16 protein-coding genes are annotated in these 17,450 nt (G+C 72.2%); 5 read left to right on the plus strand and 11 right to left on the minus strand.

All coding sequences use genetic code 11. From position 1 onward, the window contains the following. Positions 1-3: 3 nt before the first annotated feature. Both ABLE68_RS07805 and aat read right to left on the minus strand, forming a co-directional pair. Positions 4-576 carry a hypothetical protein gene (locus ABLE68_RS07805; protein ID WP_348870750.1) on the minus strand — a complete coding sequence of 191 codons (573 nt, stop codon included), beginning with the start codon at positions 574-576 and terminating at the stop codon, positions 4-6. Positions 577-639: 63 nt separating this feature from the next. Then, positions 640-1,323: a leucyl/phenylalanyl-tRNA--protein transferase gene (gene aat, locus ABLE68_RS07810; RefSeq protein WP_348870751.1), complete on the minus strand. Its 684-nt coding sequence runs from the start codon at positions 1,321-1,323 to the stop codon at positions 640-642. Between the two features lie 39 nt (positions 1,324-1,362). On the opposite strand from aat, the gene ABLE68_RS07815 reads away from it, so the two are divergent. Next, positions 1,363-2,049: an EcsC family protein gene (locus tag ABLE68_RS07815; RefSeq protein ID WP_348870752.1), complete on the plus strand. Its 687-nt coding sequence runs from the start codon at positions 1,363-1,365 to the stop codon at positions 2,047-2,049. Here the strand turns inward: ABLE68_RS07815 and ABLE68_RS07820 are convergent. The 6 genes from ABLE68_RS07820 to ABLE68_RS07845 are packed head-to-tail and all read right to left on the minus strand — an operon-like array spanning position 2,010 to position 9,640. Beyond that, entirely contained in the window at positions 2,010-3,224 is a 1,215-nt protein-coding gene (locus tag ABLE68_RS07820; protein ID WP_348870753.1) for a hypothetical protein, read from the minus strand. The genes ABLE68_RS07815 and ABLE68_RS07820 overlap by 40 nt on opposite strands. Then, a complete protein-coding gene (locus ABLE68_RS07825) occupies positions 3,221-4,333 on the minus strand; it encodes a hypothetical protein (RefSeq protein WP_348870754.1) in 1,113 nt (370 codons plus the stop codon). Before ABLE68_RS07825 ends, ABLE68_RS07820 begins: the two co-directional genes overlap by 4 nt. After that, positions 4,330-5,427 carry a hypothetical protein gene (locus ABLE68_RS07830; RefSeq protein ID WP_348870755.1) on the minus strand — a complete coding sequence of 366 codons (1,098 nt, stop codon included), beginning with the start codon at positions 5,425-5,427 and terminating at the stop codon, positions 4,330-4,332. Before ABLE68_RS07830 ends, ABLE68_RS07825 begins: the two co-directional genes overlap by 4 nt. Next, positions 5,424-6,362 (minus strand): hydroxymethylglutaryl-CoA lyase, encoded by a 939-nt coding sequence (locus ABLE68_RS07835; protein ID WP_348870756.1) that lies wholly within the window; start codon positions 6,360-6,362, stop codon positions 5,424-5,426. Before ABLE68_RS07835 ends, ABLE68_RS07830 begins: the two co-directional genes overlap by 4 nt. After that, entirely contained in the window at positions 6,355-8,076 is a 1,722-nt protein-coding gene (locus ABLE68_RS07840) for an acetyl/propionyl/methylcrotonyl-CoA carboxylase subunit alpha (protein WP_348870757.1), read from the minus strand. Before ABLE68_RS07840 ends, ABLE68_RS07835 begins: the two co-directional genes overlap by 8 nt. Positions 8,077-8,125: 49 nt before the next feature. Next, positions 8,126-9,640 carry a carboxyl transferase domain-containing protein gene (locus ABLE68_RS07845; protein ID WP_348873246.1) on the minus strand — a complete coding sequence of 505 codons (1,515 nt, stop codon included), beginning with the start codon at positions 9,638-9,640 and terminating at the stop codon, positions 8,126-8,128. Positions 9,641-9,805: 165 nt separating this feature from the next. Here ABLE68_RS07845 and trxA point away from each other — a divergent pair, with 165 nt between their 5' ends. Both trxA and ABLE68_RS07855 read left to right on the plus strand, forming a co-directional pair. Beyond that, entirely contained in the window at positions 9,806-10,204 is a 399-nt protein-coding gene (gene trxA / locus ABLE68_RS07850) for a thioredoxin (RefSeq protein ID WP_348870758.1), read from the plus strand. Between the two features lie 19 nt (positions 10,205-10,223). Continuing rightward, positions 10,224-10,778 (plus strand): SACE_7040 family transcriptional regulator, encoded by a 555-nt coding sequence (locus tag ABLE68_RS07855; RefSeq protein ID WP_348870759.1) that lies wholly within the window; start codon positions 10,224-10,226, stop codon positions 10,776-10,778. On the opposite strand, the gene ABLE68_RS07860 is transcribed toward ABLE68_RS07855, so the two are convergent. Further along, positions 10,771-11,412 carry an SWIM zinc finger family protein gene (locus tag ABLE68_RS07860; RefSeq protein ID WP_348870760.1) on the minus strand — a complete coding sequence of 214 codons (642 nt, stop codon included), beginning with the start codon at positions 11,410-11,412 and terminating at the stop codon, positions 10,771-10,773. The genes ABLE68_RS07855 and ABLE68_RS07860 overlap by 8 nt on opposite strands. Continuing rightward, on the minus strand, positions 11,412-14,066 hold the full coding sequence (locus ABLE68_RS07865; protein ID WP_348870761.1) for a DEAD/DEAH box helicase: 2,655 nt from the start codon (positions 14,064-14,066) through the stop codon (positions 11,412-11,414). Before ABLE68_RS07865 ends, ABLE68_RS07860 begins: the two co-directional genes overlap by 1 nt. 61 nt (positions 14,067-14,127) lie before the next feature. Between ABLE68_RS07865 and ABLE68_RS07870 the strand changes: the two genes are divergently transcribed. Together ABLE68_RS07870 and ABLE68_RS07875 are read left to right on the plus strand one after the other, a co-directional pair. After that, positions 14,128-14,616, plus strand: a complete 489-nt coding sequence (locus tag ABLE68_RS07870; protein WP_348870762.1) for a glutathione peroxidase — start codon at positions 14,128-14,130, stop codon at positions 14,614-14,616. Positions 14,617-14,695: 79 nt separating this feature from the next. Further along, entirely contained in the window at positions 14,696-16,168 is a 1,473-nt protein-coding gene (locus tag ABLE68_RS07875; RefSeq protein ID WP_348870763.1) for a DHA2 family efflux MFS transporter permease subunit, read from the plus strand. Positions 16,169-16,278: 110 nt separating this feature from the next. Here ABLE68_RS07875 and ABLE68_RS07880 read toward each other — a convergent pair whose 3' ends face one another. Then, positions 16,279-17,325 (minus strand): NAD(P)H-dependent amine dehydrogenase family protein, encoded by a 1,047-nt coding sequence (locus ABLE68_RS07880; RefSeq protein ID WP_348870764.1) that lies wholly within the window; start codon positions 17,323-17,325, stop codon positions 16,279-16,281. Between the last annotated feature and the right edge of the window lie 125 nt (positions 17,326-17,450).

The following is a 17,450-nucleotide window of genomic DNA, read 5'->3' on the forward strand; positions in this document are numbered from 1 at the left end:
CGATCAGCTCCCGGCGCTCGCCGTGAGCTCGCTCATCATCGACTCGAGCTCGCTCGGGTCGGTGGGCAGGTCGCTCGGGAGGTCCGACGGGATGGCGCTCGACAGGGCCGAGGCGTCGTCCGTCGGCAGACCCGAGGGGCAGTTGTCGGACGCCCAGTTGCCGAAGGTGTCCCCGGCGTCCTGGTCGGCCTGACTGAGGTCGTCGCCGAGGTTCTGCAGGTCGTCGACGGTGGCGTCGTCGTCGATCTTCGCGGCGGCGTCGACGAACACCTCGAAGCCGCGGCGGGCGTCCTCGGGCATGTCGTCGGGCGTGCCGACCTTCTTCATGTCAGCGGCCCAGTCCTTGAAGGCCGCGATCGCCTTCGAGGTGTCGGCCGAGGTCATGTCGGCCATCACCTTCTCGTAGAGCCCGTTGAAGGCGGTGCAGAAGTCGTCCTTCGACGCGTCGTCCGGCGCGGCCGACCCGCTGCCACCTCCGTCGCTGCCTCCGCAGGCCGTCAGGCCGCTGAGCAGGAGTGCTCCGCTCGCGATCGTGAGTGCTGCCCTGGTGGTCCGCTTGCCGGTGGTCGCGCGCATCGTCCGTCTCCTCGTTCGTCGGTCCGTCGGGGCCACCCTTCCCGCGGCCGGACGATCCACACCTCACCCGGACGCGGCAGGAAAAGCCGGTGTCTGCAGGTGAAGAGCGCGTTCCAGGCGGCCCAGATACATGCCGCGGGTGACCTCGACGGCCCCGAGGGACTCGAGGTGCGGGGTCAGCCACTGCACGTCGAGCAGCCGGTCTGCCACGTGCTCGTCGGTCAGGAGGTCGACCAGTCCGACCAGGGCCACCTTCGACGCGTCGCGCTCGCGGTGGAACATCGACTCGCCCGCGAAGAGCCCGCCGATGGCGACGCCGTACAGGCCACCGGTGAGCCGCCCCGCGCGCCAGGTCTCCACCGAGTGCGCCCAGCCGAGCTCGTGGAGCCGGAGGTACGCCGCACGGATGTCCGCATCGATCCACCCCGACGGCCGGCTCGGGTCCCCGCAGGCGTCGACCACCTCGGCGAAGGCCGTGTCCACGCGGATCTCGTGGTCGCGCACCGAGCGCCGCAGCGACTTGGACACGACCAGCCCGTCCAGCGGCAGGATCCCGCGACGCACCGGGCAGAACCAGCACATCGGGTCACCCGGCTCGCCCGACGGCATCGGGAAGAGGCCACGGCGGTACGCCGCCAGCAGGGTGCCCGGCTCGAGGTCGGCGCCCATGGCGACCAGGTCGTCGACCGGGTCGTAGCGCGAGGGGTCGCCGAACGACCAGCGCGACGGTGGTGGCTCGACGGGCACGGATCCGACCGTAGCCGCCCGCTCCGTAGGATCGACAGCATGGGGTCCAAGACGAACGCCGCGCTCACCAAGCACGTCGCTCCCCGCGTCCCACGCATGGCGCCCGAGCTGACGGCGTCGTTCGTCCGCGAGGCGCTGCACCGGGCGATCAACGGCGTGGGCCCGCTGCCCCCCGCCGCGGAGGCTGCCGACAAGGAGCTGCGCGAGCACCGCGGTGACGTCGAGAAGGCCGTCCACGCGACCATCGACGTCCACGTCAGGTACGCCGGGGCGCAGGGCCTGGTCACCGGGCTCGGCGGCGTCGTCACCGCGGCCGTGATGATCCCCGCCAACGTCACCGGGCTGGCCCTGATCCAGGCTCGGATGATCGCCGCGATCGCCCACCTGCGCGGCTACGACCTCGACGACGCCCGGGTCCGCAACGCGATCCTCGCCTGCATGCTCGGCGAGGACCAGGTCAACGACCTGATCAAGCGCAAGCTGCTGCCCGCGCCACCGATGGCGCTCGCCACCGCCCCCGTCAACGACCCCGACCTCGACCGGGTGCTGTCGGCGGAGGTCACCTCCGACCTGATCACCCAGGCGGGCGGCAAGCGGCTCGCGATCACCATCGGCCGGCGGGTGCCGCTGGTCGGCGGCGTCTTCGGCATGGGCATCGACGGCGTCGACACCTGGCGGGTCGGTCGCTACGCGGGGCGCGAGCTGCGTCCGCGGGCGCGGCGGTAGGCCTTCAGCGCACCCCGGCCGAGCCTGCCCGACTGCAGCCGGCGCACGAGCTTCTCCCGCCAGCGGTACGTCGGGCGCAGGTAGGACCGCTCCAGGGCGACCTGGGTGTCGTGCAGCTCGCGCTGCAGCCGCTCCTCGGACTGGCGCAGCCGTGCACCCTCGAGCAGCAGCGCGGTGATCGCGTCGACCGCGGCCCCCGACACCTGGCGCTCGTTGGGATGGTCGGGGTCGGCGTACTTCAGCACCGGCGGGGCGCCGACCAGGTCGGAGAGGTCGCCGACCACGTCGTACCCCCGGCGCTCGATCTCGGTGATCCACGACGCGGTGATCTCGCCGACCCACGGGTGCGCCTCGGGCGGCAGGGCGAGTCGCGGGGAGCGCCCGCGACGGGACAGGGTCTGGTGGGCGAGCAGCTCGCGCACCAGGGGCCGGTAGTCGCTCGGGGCGAGCTGCTGGTTGGCGGCCCGGTTGATCCGGCGGACCAGCGCCGTCTCGGGTGCGCCGAGCGACGGGTTGGCGCGCTCGGCCTCGAGGTCGAGGTCGATGCCGTCGAGGCCGAAGGCGATGCTGAACCGCTTCCAGAGCAGCTGCTGCGCCCCACCGGCCGGCGGCACCGTGACCAGGTGGATGTGCTCGGGCGGCAGGTCGTGGCCCCAGCGGTTGAGGATGTCGGGCAGCTCCTGGACACCCCAGAACCAGGTGGCGATCCGGCTCTCCCGGCGCGGGTCCTTGATCTGGTCGAGGAAGGCGCCGTAGGTGATGGTGCTGCGGTGCTTGACGTTCTCCTGCCACTCGGCCGGGATCTGACGGACCAGGTCGCGGACCGAGAGGACCAGGTGGACCTCGGTGCCGTCGCCGTGGCCGAGCGAGGTCAGCGCGCGACCGGCCTGCGACCGCGAGGCGGTGGCGAGGATCTCGTGGCTGACGATCGAGGTGCCGTCGTGGCCGCGGACCTGTGCGGCGAGCCGGTCCCAGGCACCGACGGCCTCGGCCTCCAGCCCTCCCCACGGCAGCCGCATCAGGTCGAGCGCCGCGAGGAAGTGGCCGTCGAACCGGTCCGCCGGGTAGTGGATCCCGGCGCCGGCGAGGACGCGGCGGTTCCGGAACAGCACGTCCTGCAGGTACGACGTGCCGGTCTTCGGCGTACCGACGTGCAGGATGACGCGCTTGCTCATTTCCCCTTCTCCAACGGCTTCTCCAGCAGCAGGCGCAGGGCGAGTGCCAGGACTCCGGCGTCCGAGGGTTCGGAGGCGCCGACGTGGTCGACGGGCAGCAGGCTGTCCGGATCGCCGTGAACAGCGTAACCAGCGCGGAGCAACCCATCGCGCATCCGCTCGGCCCGGGCGTGCACCCAGGCCGCGTGCTCGGGGGGCACGCCGAGCCCGGGACCGTGGTGGGTGGCCAGGTGCGGCGCCAGGGTCTGGTGCAGCAGCGCCCGGCGACGGGCCGGCTCGGCGAGGAGGCCGAGCACCTGCCCGACCCGGCGGGACAGGTCGACGGCGTCGGCCGACAGGTCGGGCGCGGTCGCGAGCGGACGCCGTACGCCGACCAGACGCGGCACCAGCGCCGGCTCGAGCACGATCCGGACCCGGTCGATGCCCACCCGGTCGGTCCAGAAGCGCGCGACGCGGGGCAGGTCGGCGCGGGCCGGGACGGTCCGGCTGCGGGCGAGGGAGTCGAACCAGTCGCGCCACGCGGGCGCGCCCTCGGCGAGACTGCGGGCGGTCCAGGCGTGGACGAGCATCGAGCCCAGGTCGGTGCCGAGCACCAGGATCACCGATCCCCGCCCGCCGGGCGGCCGGCCGCGCGCGATCAGGTCGGCGCGGCGCGGGTCCGCGAGCAGCGGGTCGCCGACCAGGCGGTAGCGCGTGCGCCACGGTCGGGTGGTCCCCACGCGGCGAGGCTCGGGCAGGCCGGCGGCGACGACGTCGTCGGCGATCAGGCTGGTCGCGACCCGGAGCAGCTCGTCGTCGGGGAGGTCGCCCGGGTCGACGGGCGGCGGCCCGAAGGCGAGCCGGTCGACCGAGCCCTCGAGCTCCAGGTCGGGTCGGCCGCGGCCGGGAGCGCTGGCCTCGAGCACCCGCGTCGCGAGCTCCGGAGTCACCCCGCCCACGAGGTTGAGCCGACGGAGCAGCTCGAGCTGCTGGGCGCCCGGGAGCACCCGCCCGCCGGGACGACCCTCGTCGGTCCACACACGCCACGGCGTCGTACCCCCGGACAGGAGGTGGGCGACCCAGCCCCAGGCGCGGCGTACGCCGGGGGTGTCCTCGGGTCCGGGCGTCACCGTTCGCGCAACCGCTGCGCCTGGGTGCGGACCCGGGTCGTCAGCGAGTGCTCGGGGTCGGGCCGGCGCGCGGCCTCGTGGGTCATCGCGGCGAGAGCGTCGAGCGCGGTCTTCAGCTGGCGCTTGGCCTTGACCTTGTCGGGGTCACGGAAGCGGTCGCCCTCGAGCGGGCGCACGGGGCGCAGCTCCTCGATGTCGCCGACCACGTCGATCCCACTCCCCCGGATCCACTCGATCCAGTGCTCGGTCTGCTCCTCCGCCCAGCCGAAGCGGTCGGGCGGCAGCTTGACGGCCGCCGAGGCGCGCTTGACCAGCTCGCCCTGCGCGAGCATGTCGCGGATCAGGGCGTCGTATGACGACTCGCGTCGCGCGGCCCGCTCCATCCGGCGGTTGAGCTGGCGGAGCACCTGCGTCTCGGCGACGCCGAGCGACGGGTTGGAGCGGTCGCTGTCGGCGGGCGCCCACGCGGGGTCGATGCCGAGCACCGAGCACATGCGGAGCCACAACGGGTCGCCGTGGAGATGGGCGTCGCCGGACTGCGGCACCGTCACGAGGTGCACCCGCTCGGGCGGCAGGCCGGCGCTCCAGGTGCCGAGCACCCGGGGCACGTCGAAGGCGCGGCCGAACCAGCTGCGACCCTTCTCGACGCGCGCCAGGAAGGTGGCGTAGCTCCAGCGGCGGCCCTGCTTGATGCTCTCCTGCCAGGCGGCCGGCAGCTGCCGGGCGAGGTCGCGCGCGGTGTAGACGACGTGGATCTCGCTGCCGGCGAGGTCGCGCATCGCCTGGGCCACCTGGGCGGGCTTCGCGGGGGCGAGGATCTCGTGGCTGATCACGACGGTCCCGGACCGTCGGCGCACCTTGCGCACGAGGGTGTCCCAGCAGCCCTCGGCGTGGCCGGCCGGGCCGCCCCAGTCCTGGCCGAGCAGGTCGAGTGCGGCGCGGAACTGGAAGAGCGCCGGACTGACCAGCGGCGAGCCGGTCGGGAAGTGCACGTCGTGGCGGGCCAGGGACCTGCTGTTCACCGACAGCCGGTCCTGGACGTAGGTCGTGCCGGTCTTGGGCGCCCCGATGTGCAGATAGACGCGACGGCTCATGAACTCGATTCTGCCGTAAGAGCGCGTACGACCGCGGACGGGCTCGGGCGGCCGAGGTGCCCGGCCATCCAGGCGCTGGTCGCGGCCACCTGCTGGAGGTCGACACCGGTCTCGATGCCGAGCCCGCGGAGCATCCAGACGAGGTCCTCGGTGGCGAGGTTGCCCGTGGCGCTCTTGGCGTACGGGCAGCCGCCGAGGCCTCCGGCGCTGGCGTCGTACGTCGTGATGCCGGCCTGCAGCGCGGCGTACGTGTTGGCGAGCGCCTGGCCGTAGGTGTCGTGGAAGTGCATGGCCAGCTGGTCGGTGCTCATGCCGGCGTCGACGAACGCGCGCACCAGGGCGGTGACGTGGCCGGCGGTGGCGACGCCGATGGTGTCGCCGATGCTGAGCTGGCTGGCGCCGAGGTCGAAGAGCCGCTTGCCGACGCCGACCACCTGGTCGATCGGGACCGCGCCCTCCCACGGGTCGCCGAAGCACATCGAGACGTAGGCACGGACGTCGAGACCGGCGTCGCGCGCGCGGCGCACGGTCGGCTCGAACATCGCGAACTGCTCGTCGAGGCTGCGGTTGAGGTTCTTCTGCGCGAAGGTCTCGGTGGCCGAGCCGAAGATCGCGATGTGCCGGGCGCCGAGCTCGATCGCTCGGTCGAGGCCGCGCTCGTTGGGGACCAGGACCGGGCAGTCGCGTCCGGCCTCGCCGAGCAGGGTCATCAGCTCCGCGGCGTCCGCGAGCTGGGGCACCCACCTCGGGTGGACGAAGCTGGTGGCCTCGACGATCGGCAGCCCGGCCGCCAGCAGCCGCTGGACGAACTCGGCCTTCACGCCGGTGTCGACGAGCGCCTTCTCGTTCTGCAGCCCGTCGCGGGGACCGACCTCGTAGATCGTGACCCGGTCGGGCATCCCCTCCGCGCGGACCGTCATCGGGAGCTCACTCATCAGGTGTCACCTCCAGGAGCGTGGCGCCGAGCGCGACCTGCGCTCCGGTGCTCGCGGCGAGCGCGGCGACGGTGCCGTCGAAGGGCGCCTTGAGCGACAGCTCCATCTTCATCGCCTCGAGCACGACGAGCAGCTGGCCCGCCTCGACCCGGTCGCCGTCGGCGACCCGCACGTCGAGGACGGTGCCGGGCATCGGCGACACGATGGTGCCGTCGCCGAGGTCGGCAGCATGGTCGCCGAAGACGTCGGGCCGGTCGAAGACGAACCGCTGGCCCTGGCGTACGACCTCGACCCGGTCGGCTCGGACCGCGCCGATCGATCGATCGGTCGGGGCGGGCCCGGTCAGGGTGACGGGCTCGTCGAGCTCGATCACGACCGGTGCGGGCTCGGACCCGAGGCGGAAGCCGTCGGAGCGGAACGGGCCGCCGTCCTCGCGCCCGGCGGCGAAGACCTCCCAGGCCGCCAGCGTGCGCGCCGGCGCGGGGTCCGGCGCCGGGACCTCGTGGCCATCGAGCCACGCGGTGTCGATGGTCGCGTCGCGGAACTCGTCGCTCGCGACCAGCACCCGCAGGAAGCCGGTGTTGGTGGTCAGCCCCAGGATCGCGGTCTCGTCGAGGGCGGCGACCAGCGCGAGCCGGGCCTCCTCGCGGGTCGCGCCGTGGGCGATCACCTTGCCGAGCATGGGGTCGTACGCCGTGCTCACGACCTGCCCCGACGTCAGGGCGTGGTCGACCCGGACGCCCGTGGGCCACTCCACGCGCGTCGCCGTACCGGCTTGGGGCAGGAACCCGCCGAACGAGTCCTCGGCGTAGATCCGGGCCTCGATGGCGTGACCGGTGACGGTGACGTCGTCCTGGTCGACCGGCAGCGGCTCGCCCGCGGCGACGCGCAGCTGGATCTCGACCAGGTCGAGACCGGTGATCGCCTCGGTGACGGGGTGCTCGACCTGGAGGCGGGTGTTCATCTCCAGGAAGTAGGCCTCGCCGGTGTCGGAGTCGAGCAGGAACTCCACGGTGCCGGCGTTCTGGTAGCCCACGTGCTTCGTGAGCGCGACCGCGCTGCTGGTCACCAGCGCGCGGACCTCGGGCGTGATCGTGGGTGCGGGCGCCTCCTCCAGCACCTTCTGGTGACGGCGCTGGGTGGAGCAGTCGCGCTCCCACAGGTGGATCGCGTTGCCGTGGGCGTCGGCCATGACCTGGACCTCGATGTGGCGGCCGCGCTCGACGTACTTCTCGATGAGCAGGGTGTCGTCGCCGAAGGCACTGCGCGCCTCGCGCGCTGCCGCCGACCTGGCCTCCTCGAGCTCCGACTCCTCGCGGACGACGCGCATGCCCTTGCCGCCGCCGCCGGACGCCGCCTTCACGAGCACCGGGAACCCGGCGTCCTCGCCGCGCGGCACGACCGGGACCCCGGCGGCCACGGCGATGTCGCGGGCGTGGTCCTTGCGCGCCATCGACTCCATCGCCTCCGGCGGCGGGCCGATCCAGACGAGACCGGCGTCGGCGACGGCCCGGGCGAAGCCGGGGTTCTCGGAGAGGAAGCCGTAGCCGGGGTGCACGGCCTGAGCCCCGGCGGCCAGCGCCTGGGCGACCTGCGCGGCCGGGTCGAGGAAGTCGCCGGAGCTGGCGGTGGCTCGGACGCCGAGCCGGTCGCAGGTGCGAGCGATCCGCGCGGCGATCTCACCGCGGTTGGCGATGAAGACGTGGGTGAACATCACGAGCTCCTCGGTTCGGTCACTGGATTTCGACGCGCCACTGCGCGTCTCACATCCGGAAGACGCCGTACGACGGCGCCGGGATCGGGCCGGCCTGGGCGGCGGCCGCGAGGCCCATGCCGAGGACGCGGCGGGTGTCGGCGGGGTCGATGATCCCGTCGTCCCACAGGCGGGCGGTGGAGTAGTAGGGCGAGCCCTGGGTCTCGTACTGCTCGCGGATCGGTGCCTTGAAGTCCTCGTCGTCCGGCTTGCCGGCGACGGTCGCGAGCACGGACGCGGCCTGCTCACCGCCCATCACGGAGATGCGGGCGTTGGGCCACATCCACAGGAAGCGCGGGTCGTAGGCGCGCCCGCACATGCCGTAGTTGCCGGCGCCGAAGGAGCCGCCGATGACCACGGTGAACTTCGGGACGACGCTGCACGCGACGGCCGTGACGAGCTTGGCGCCGTCGCGGGCGATGCCCTTGTTCTCGTACTCCTTGCCGACCATGAAGCCGGAGATGTTCTGCAGGAAGACCAGCGGGATGCCGCGCTGGTTGCACAGCTCGATGAAGTGGGCGCCCTTGAGCGCCGACTCGCTGAAGAGGATGCCGTTGTTGGCGATGATGCCGACCGGGTGGCCCCAGATCCGGGCGAAGCCACAGACCAAGGTCTCGCCGTAGAGCTTCTTGAACTCGTGCATCCGGCTGCCGTCGACGATCCGGCGGATCACGTCGCGGACGTCGTACGGCGTACGCGTATCGGCCGGCACGACGTCGTACAAGGTCGCGGGGTCGTCGTGCGGCTCCTCGACCTCGTGCACGTGGTACGGCGGAGTGCCGGGTCGCTCGAAGGTGTCGACGATGCTGCGCACGATCGCGAGCGCCTGCGCGTCGTCGTCGGCGAGGTGGTCGACGACGCCGGAGGTGCGGGCGTGCACGTCGCCGCCGCCGAGCTCCTCGGCGGTCACGATCTCGCCGGTCGCGGCCTTCACCAGCGGCGGGCCGCCGAGGAAGATCGTGCCCTGGTTGCGCACGATCACGGTCTCGTCGGACATGGCGGGGACGTAGGCGCCGCCGGCCGTGCAGGAGCCCATGACCGCCGCGACCTGCGGGATGCCGCGGGCGGAGAGGTTGGCCTGGTTGAAGAAGATCCGGCCGAAGTGCTCGCGGTCGGGGAAGACGTCGTCCTGCATCGGGAGGAAGGCGCCGCCCGAGTCGACGAGGTAGATGCAGGGCAGCCGGTTGTCGGAGGCGACGGTCTGCGCGCGCAGGTGCTTCTTGACCGTCATCGGGTAGTAGGTGCCGCCCTTGACGGTCGCGTCGTTGGCGACCACCACGACCTCGCGGCCGCTCACCTTGCCGATGCCGGTCACGACGCCGGCGCTGGCCACGGCTCCGCCGTACATGTCGTACGCCGCCAGCGGGCTCAGCTCGAGGAACGGGCTGCCCGGGTCGAGCAGCCGGTCCACCCGGTCGCGCACCAACAGCTTGCCGCGGTCGGTGTGCTTGGTCCGGGCCGCCTCGCTGCCGCCCTGCCGCGCAATCGCGAGCCGCTCGCGCAGCTCGTCCACCAGCTCCCTCATGTGGCTCACCCCGTCAGGTTAGCGATCATTAACCTGCGGGTCCACCGTCGGCGTAGTCACGGACGAACTGGTGGCAGAACCGGCCGAAGGACCACCACAACGTCCGTGACTATCCCGCCGACCCACCCTCCGGAATGCCCGCGGCGCCCGAACCGTTGAGACGACATGGCCACCACCGAGCTGACCTCCGACACCTTCGAGCAGACCGTCGTGGAGAACGACGTCGTGCTGGTCGACTTCTGGGCGTCCTGGTGCGGCCCGTGCCGCCAGTTCGCGCCGGTCTTCGAGTCCGCGGCCGAGCGCCACACCGACGTGGTCTTCGGCAAGGTCGACACCGAGGCCGAGCAGTCGCTGGCCGCCGCGGCGCAGATCACCTCGATCCCGACGCTGATGGCGTTCCGCGAGGGCATCCTCGTGTTCGCCCAGCCCGGCGCCCTGCCCGCACCCGCCCTCGAGCAGGTCATCACCGCGGTCAAGGACCTCGACATGGACGACGTACGCCGCCAGATCGCCGAGCAGCAGGACGGGCAGCAGAACGAGCAGCAGAGCGGCTCCGAGGGTTAATCCCCACTAACCTGGGCGCGTGAGCCGCCCTCCCGACCGCCGGACCCAGATCCTGGCGACCGCGGCCGAGCTCTTCGCGTCCCGCGGCTACCACGGCGTCTCCGTCGCCGACCTGGGCGCAGCGTGCGGCATCTCCGGCCCGGCGCTCTACAAGCACTTCCCGTCGAAGCAGGCGGTCCTCGCCGAGATGCTCGTCTCGATCAGCGAGGAGCTGCTGCAGGTCGGCACCCAGCGGGCCGAGGCGGCGCCCGACCCGACGACCGCCATCAGCGACCTCGTCGACTGGCACGTCGACTTCGCGCTGCGCCACCGCCCGCTGATCGTGGTCCAGGACCGCGACTGGGAGTCGCTGCCCGAGGAGGCACGGGAGCGGGTGCGCACCCTGCAGCGGGAGTACGTCGACCTCTGGGCCGGCCAGCTCCGGCTCCGCGACCCGGAGCTCGACCTGCCGACCGCGCGGGCGATGGCGCACGCGGCGTTCGGGCTGATCAACTCCACCCCGCACAGCGGCCTGCTGCCCGACCCCGAGATGCACCAGGTGCTCCACCGGATGGCGCTCGGCGCCCTCAGCTGAGCGGGTCGTCCAGCAGCCGGGCGGCGTAGAGCGCAGCCTCGACCGCGGCGTCCAGGTCCCGCTCGTCGTCACTGACCGGCGACTCGCGCCGGGCGTGCAACCGACCCAGCAGGTCCTCGCGCGCGAGACCGCGCAGCTGCAGCAGCACCATCGGGTCCGCCTCGATCAGCCACGCGAGCTGCTGCAGCACGGCGAGGGCGTGCACGCACGGCTCGGCCCAGGCCTCGCAGGTGCAAGTGGCCGCGAGCTCGCTGCCGAACGGCAGCAGCTCGACTCCTGCCTCGTCGGTGTGCTCGACCAGGTCGTGGGGCAGGTCGCCGCCCAGCAGCGCCGCGATCCGACCGGCCTCGGCGGCCACCGCCTCGACCACGGTCTCGGTCCCGGTCTCGTCGAGCTCGGGGATCGCGCCGTCGACGGTCCAGAGCCCGTGCTGGTCCTCGACCGACGCGAAGAACCCTCCGGGCCGCGTGGTGATCTGGCCGACGTGACCGCCGCGAGCCAGGGTCCGCGCCGTGACCAGGTCGGACTCCGAGAACGCCGCCTCCTCGACCGCGCGCACCCACGCCTTGCCCCACCACGTGGTCGCCCGCGTCGTCGAGCGCCGGGGCGCGACCCGCGGGTGGAGGACGGCCATCAGTCGACCGGTCGCAGGGCGACGAAGTCGCGCAGCTCGTCGTTGTCGAGCTCGGTCAGCGCGGCCTCGCCGTTCGCGAGCACGGCGTCGGCGAGGACCCGCTTGCGGGTCAGGAGCTCGGCGATCTTCTCCTCGATCGTGCCGCGCGTGATGATCCGGTGCACCTGGACCGGCCGGAGCTGCCCGATTCGGTAGGCCCGGTCGGTCGCCTGCTCCTCGACAGCGGGGTTCCACCACCGGTCGACGTGGACGACGTGGTCGGCGCGGGTCAGGTTGAGACCGGTGCCGCCGGCCTTGAGCGACAGCAGGAAGACGGGCACCTCGCCGGCCTGGAAGCGACGCACCATCGCCTCGCGCTCGCGCACGGGGGTGCCGCCGTGGAGGAACTGGTGCGGGATCCCCGCCCGGGTCAGGTGCGCCTCGAGCAGCCGCGCCATCGCGACGTACTGGGTGAAGACGAGCGCCGCGCCGTCCTCGGCGAGCACCGTGCCGAGCAGCTCGTCGAGGAGGTCGACCTTCTCGGAGCGCCCGGACAGCTTGACCGCGGACTGCTTGAGGAAGTGGGCCGGGTGGTTGCAGATCTGCTTGAGGCCGGTCAGCAGCGCGAGCACCAGACCGCGGCGGGCGTCCTCGTCGGCCCGCTCGATCCGGTCCATCGTGTCGCGGACGAACGACTCGTAGAGCACGACCTGCTCGCGGGTGAGCTGCACCCGGTGGTCGGTCTCGGTCTTCGGCGGCAGCTCCGGCGCGATGCCGGGGTCGGACTTGCGGCGGCGCAGCAGGAACGGGCCGATCAGGTCGGCGAACTGCCGCGCCTTCGTCGGCTCGAGGCCGGACTCGATCGGCGCCGCCCACACCTTGCGGAAGGCGTTGCGGCTGCCGAGCAGCCCGGGTGTCGCCCAGTCGAGGATCGACCACAGCTCGGTCAGGTCGTTCTCGACGGGCGTGCCGGTCAGCGCGACCCGGGCGGCGCTCGGGATCGACCGGAGCGCCCGGGCCGTGGAGGTGCGCGAGTTCTTGACGTGCTGCGCCTCGTCGGCGACCACCAGGTCCCACGGCACCTCGGCGAGCGCCTCGGCATCGCGCATCATCGTGCCGTACGTCGTGAGCACGAACCCGTCACCCGCGGCAGAGACGTCCCGGGCGCTGCCGTGGAAGCGGACCACCGGCACCCCGGGTGCGAACCGGCGTACCTCGTCCTCCCAGTTGCCGAGCAGGCTCGCCGGGCAGACGACGAGCGTCGGGCCGGACGACCCCGCCTCCCGGCGGTGCAGGTGCAGGGCGATCAGGGTGACCGTCTTGCCGAGGCCCATGTCGTCGGCCAGGCACGCGCCGAGGCCGAGCGAGGTGAGCTCGGCCAGCCAGGTGAGGCCGTGCTGCTGGTAGTCGCGCAGCGACGCGGTCAGTCCCACCGGCGGCGGCACCGGCTCGCGGGTCGCCGCAGTCAGCAGCTGCTCGCGCACCTGGAGCAGGCTGGCCCCCACGATCACCTGCTCGGTCACGTCGGCGACCTGGACCGTCCCCGTCAGCGCGGCGGCGATCGCCTCGGCCGGCTTGACCGTGCGCACCAGGCGCTTGCGCGCCTTCCGTGCCACGGCCGGGTCGACGACCGTCCAGTTGCCGCGCAGCCGCATCAGCGGGGAGGCCGATGCCGCCAGCTGGTCCATCTCCTCGGTGGTCAGCGGGTCGCCGTGGACGGCGATCTGCCAGTTGAAGGAGAAGAGCGCCTCGGCGCCGAGCAGGCCCTCGATCAGCTGGCCCTCGCGGGTCCCGGGGGCCGAGCGGTCGAGGACCGTCGTCGCCGTGAGGTCACGCCCGAGGCTGCGGGGCCACAGCACGTCGACGCCGCGCTCGCGCAGCGCACCGACCCCCTCGTCGAGGAGGCTCACCAGCTCGTCGGCATCCAGCGTGATCTCGTCGGGCACCCGGAGCTCGAGCAGCCGGTCGATGACCGGCCACGCGTCGGCCGCCGCCCGCAGCGCGATGGTCGCGTGGGTGCGCGCCCGCTCGCCGAAGCCGTGCTCCTCCGGGGTGCCGGTCCACAGGAGCGCCAGGTCCGTGAGGTGGAGCGGGTTCTGCGCGTCGTGCGCCTGCGGCACGAGGCGTACGGCGCCCGCGACCAGCTCCTCCTCGGCTGCCTCGACCCGCAGCGAGATCGTCACCAGCTGCGGGAGGTCTCCCACGTCGACCCGCTGGTGGCGGGCCAGCCGGGCCTGCAGCCGCTGCTCGAAGGTGACCCCGCGCGGCCGGTGCGGCGGCGGGGTGACCGCCGTCGGTGCGGCCCTCGGCAGCGCGTCCGCCACGGCGTCGAGCAGCTCGCGGACCAGCACCAGGTCGTCGGGCCCGGAGCGGCCGAGCAGGGCGATCCGCTCCTCGTCGTCAGGGTCGAGGCCGGCGACCCGCCAGCTCGGCGGGCTGCCACCGGGCGCGAACTTCCCCGCGGCCACCAACCGCATCCCGAGCAGCGCCGCCCCCGAGAGCAGGCTGACGCTCGGGTGCAGGTCCTCGCGGGTCCGCGCCTTGGTCAGCACCGGGATGGCCGCGCGGATCGGCAGGGCCACGGTGCGGCGGTCGTCGGTGAACTCGACCACGCCCTCGCGCGGCGGCTCGGCCGGCCGGAAGGTGGCCGGGCCGGTCACCGGGACGAAGCTCACGCCCGTGACGCTATCCGGACGCACCTACAGCTGTTCCCCGTCACCTTCTACGCTCGTAGTCATGACCATCCTGGACGCGAAGATCAGCCGGCTCGACGGCACCTCCACGACGCTCGGCGAGATCACCGGTGGCAAGCCGGCGCTGCTGGTCAACGTCGCGAGCAAGTGCGGCCTGACGCCGCAGTACACCGGCCTGGAGGAGCTCCAGGAGCGGTACGCCGAGAAGGGCTTCACCGTCGTCGGCCTGCCGTGCAACCAGTTCTTCGGCCAGGAGCCCGGCTCCGCCGAGGAGATCCAGGAGTTCTGCTCCGCGACGTACGGCGTGACCTTCCCGATGACCGAGAAGATCGACGTCAACGGCGACGACCGCCACGAGATCTACGCGACCCTCACCGAGACGCCCAACGAGAAGGGCGAGGCCGGCGACGTCACCTGGAACTTCGAGAAGTTCCTCATCGACGGCACCGGCTCGGTGGTCGCCCGGTTCAGCCCGCAGGTCGTGCCCGAGGACCCGACGCTCGTCGCCGCGGTCCAGGCACAGCTCGCCTGACGGCTCGCCCGACCGCCCGCCGACGAAGGTCACACCAAAGTCGGATGCGAGCGTCGGAGGCCGCTCCTAGGGTCGTGTGGTGAGCACCGAGACCCCCACCCAGTCGTCCGGACAGCCCTCCCCGGCCGCCTCCGACAAGCTCGACCGCGGCGTCCTCGTCATCGCCGGGGTGGTCGTGCTCGGGGCGATCATGTCGATCCTCGACATCACCATCGTCTCGGTCGCGCTGCAGACGTTCACCGAGGTCTTCGACGCCACGCCGGCCCAGGTCGCGTGGACGATGACCGGCTACACGCTGGCGCTGGCGGCGGTGATCCCGCTGACCGGCTGGGCGGCGGACCGGTTCGGCACCAAGCGGCTCTACCTCACCGCGATCGTGCTGTTCGCGGCCGGCTCGGCCCTGTGCGCGCTCGCGACCTCGCTGCCGATGCTGGTCTCGTTCCGGGTCGTCCAGGGACTCGGCGGCGGCATGCTGATGCCGCTCGGCATGACGATCCTGACCCGGGCCGCCGGGCCGGAGCGGATCGGCCGGGTGATGGCCGTGATGGGCATCCCGATGCTGCTCGGCCCGATCTTCGGCCCGATCCTGGGCGGTCTGCTGATCGACGTCGCCAGCTGGCACTGGATCTTCCTGATCAACGTCCCGATCGGCATCGCCGCGATCGTCTACGCCTCGATCGCGCTGCCGAAGGACGACGTCCAGCCCTCCGAGTCCTTCGACTGGCTCGGCATGGTGCTGCTGTCGCCGGGCCTCGCCCTCTTCCTGTACGGCGTCTCGACGATCCCCGAGACCGGCACCTTCTTCGCGACCAAGGTCGTGACCCCGGTCGCCATCGGCACCCTGCTGATCGTCGCGTTCGTGCCGTGGGCGCTCAACCGCCGCAACCTCCACCCCCTGATCGACCTCCGACTCTTCAAGAACCGGGCCATGACGATCGCGATCGTCGCGATGTCGCTCTTCGCGATCTCCTTCTTCGGCGCCGGCCTGCTCTTCCCGCTCTACTTCCAGCAGGTCCGCGGTGAGGACGCCCTCCACGCCGGCCTGCTGCTCGCCCCGCAGGGTCTCGGCGCGATGATCACCATGCCGATCGCGGGCGTCCTCGCCGACAAGATCGGTCCCGGCAAGATCGTGGTCGCCGGCATCACGGTCACCGCGCTCGGCATGCTGATGTTCTCGACGCTGACCGAGACCACGTCGTACACCTTCTTGATGGTCGCGCTCTTCGTGATGGGCCTCGGGATGGGCGGCACGATGATGCCGATCATGTCGTCGGCGCTGGCCACCCTGCGCGACCACACGATCGCCCGCGGCTCGACGCTGATGAACATCGTCCAGCAGGTCGCCGCCTCGATCGGCACCGCCGTCTTCACGGTGCTGCTGACCAACGGGCTCCTGGACGCCGACCCGACGCCGTCCGGGACGGCCGAGGTCTACGGCGACGTGTTCCTCGTCGGCGCGATCCTGGTCGCGCTCGTCCTCGTCCCGGCGTTCTTCCTGCCCCGGACGAAGCTCGAGCACCCGGTCGACCCGGCGCTCGTGGTCGGTCACTGACCTCCCGGTGGTTGAGGAAGGCGCTCTGCGCCTGTCTCGAAACCCCGTGAGCCGAGCATCGGCGCTGCCCTCACTCACCGGGTTTCGCGACGGTTGCTAGCGCAACCTCCTCAACCTGCGATGGCAGCGCGTCCCGTAATCGGCGGGAGGTCGGCGAGCGTGACGATCCCCGGCGGAGCGGCGACGACGTGCGGGACGGCGTTGGTCACCGGCATCGCGGTGTAGATCATCCCGAGGTCCATGAACCCCTCGGACCAGTCCTTCGGGGGCAGGCAGTGGATGACGGTGCGCATGTTCGGCACGCCGAAGACCTGGATCACGTGGCCGTGCTGCAGCGGCTTGGGCGGCGTGACGTGCGAGCCCATGGTCCAGTTGAAGCCGACGCTGACGACGTTGCGGTCGCCGACCCAGCCGCGGTGGTAGCCCATCACGCCGCCGACCGTGCCGGCCGGGATCGTCATGAAGCCCAGGTCGCTGTCGCCGGTGGCCGCGGTGAACTCCACGTCGAAGGTCATCCGGTCCAGCGCCACTCCGAGCGCGTCGGCCATCATCGCGGCCGACTCCGCGAAGACCTCGCTCTCGCGGCGTACGTGCTCCGCCAGCCCCGGCGTCACCGGGTCCTTGCCGAAGCCCATGGCGCCCTGGGTCTCCGCGCTCTCGTACGTCGAGCAGTCGACCGACTCGGTGATCCGGATCTCGTCGACGCGCTCGCACGACCCGCTGAGCACCATGCCCACCAGGTTGGTCATGCCGGGGTGCGCGCCGCTGCCGAAGATCGACGACCCGCCGCGCTCGCAGGCCGTGCGGATCCGGTCGAGGTCCTCGGGGGTCTGCTTGCCGCCGGTGATCCAGGCGGCGCTGGAGCAGACGTTGACGCCCGCCTCGAGCAGGGCGCAGAGCTCGTCGATGCTCGGCCACAGCGGGTTGTAGCAGCAGGCGTCGGCGCCGAGCGCGAGCAGCGCGTCGATGTCGTCGGTCGCCAGGATCCCGGTCGGTTCGTGCCACCCGGACAGCTCGGCCGCGTCGACGCCGACCTTGTCCTTGCCGTGTGCGTAGACACCGACCAGCTCGAAGTCCGGGCGGCCGATGATCGCATGCAGCGACCGCCGGCCGATGTTGCCGGTCGTCCACTGGATCACGCGCAGAGGTCTGTCCATGGACGCAGACTAGAACCTGTTCTACCTGCGGTAAAGCCTGAGCGCGTCGTAAAGGTTGGGTGAACAGCCCTTGTTTTGAGCGGGAAACCCGCTCAGGAACCGACGTGACGGCCGTCGCGTGACCG

It is taken from the genome of Nocardioides pollutisoli (assembly GCF_040045055.1).
Classification (GTDB): Bacteria; Actinomycetota; Actinomycetes; order Propionibacteriales; family Nocardioidaceae; genus Nocardioides; species Nocardioides tweenelious.

Coding starts and splice junctions, on each gene's coding strand:
- ABLE68_RS07805 (WP_348870750.1), bottom strand. CDS start 576: ATGCGCGCGACCACCGGCAAGCGGACCACCAGGGCAGCACTCACGATC.
- ABLE68_RS07845 (WP_348873246.1), bottom strand. CDS start 9,640: ATGAGGGAGCTGGTGGACGAGCTGCGCGAGCGGCTCGCGATTGCGCGG.
- ABLE68_RS07840 (WP_348870757.1), bottom strand. CDS start 8,076: ATGTTCACCCACGTCTTCATCGCCAACCGCGGTGAGATCGCCGCGCGG.
- ABLE68_RS07870 (WP_348870762.1), top strand. CDS start 14,128: ATGACCATCCTGGACGCGAAGATCAGCCGGCTCGACGGCACCTCCACG.
- trxA (WP_348870758.1), top strand. CDS start 9,806: ATGGCCACCACCGAGCTGACCTCCGACACCTTCGAGCAGACCGTCGTG.
- ABLE68_RS07830 (WP_348870755.1), bottom strand. CDS start 5,427: ATGAGCCGTCGCGTCTATCTGCACATCGGGGCGCCCAAGACCGGCACG.
- ABLE68_RS07860 (WP_348870760.1), bottom strand. CDS start 11,412: ATGGCCGTCCTCCACCCGCGGGTCGCGCCCCGGCGCTCGACGACGCGG.
- ABLE68_RS07820 (WP_348870753.1), bottom strand. CDS start 3,224: ATGAGCAAGCGCGTCATCCTGCACGTCGGTACGCCGAAGACCGGCACG.
- ABLE68_RS07835 (WP_348870756.1), bottom strand. CDS start 6,362: ATGAGTGAGCTCCCGATGACGGTCCGCGCGGAGGGGATGCCCGACCGG.
- ABLE68_RS07880 (WP_348870764.1), bottom strand. CDS start 17,325: ATGGACAGACCTCTGCGCGTGATCCAGTGGACGACCGGCAACATCGGC.
- ABLE68_RS07815 (WP_348870752.1), top strand. CDS start 1,363: ATGGGGTCCAAGACGAACGCCGCGCTCACCAAGCACGTCGCTCCCCGC.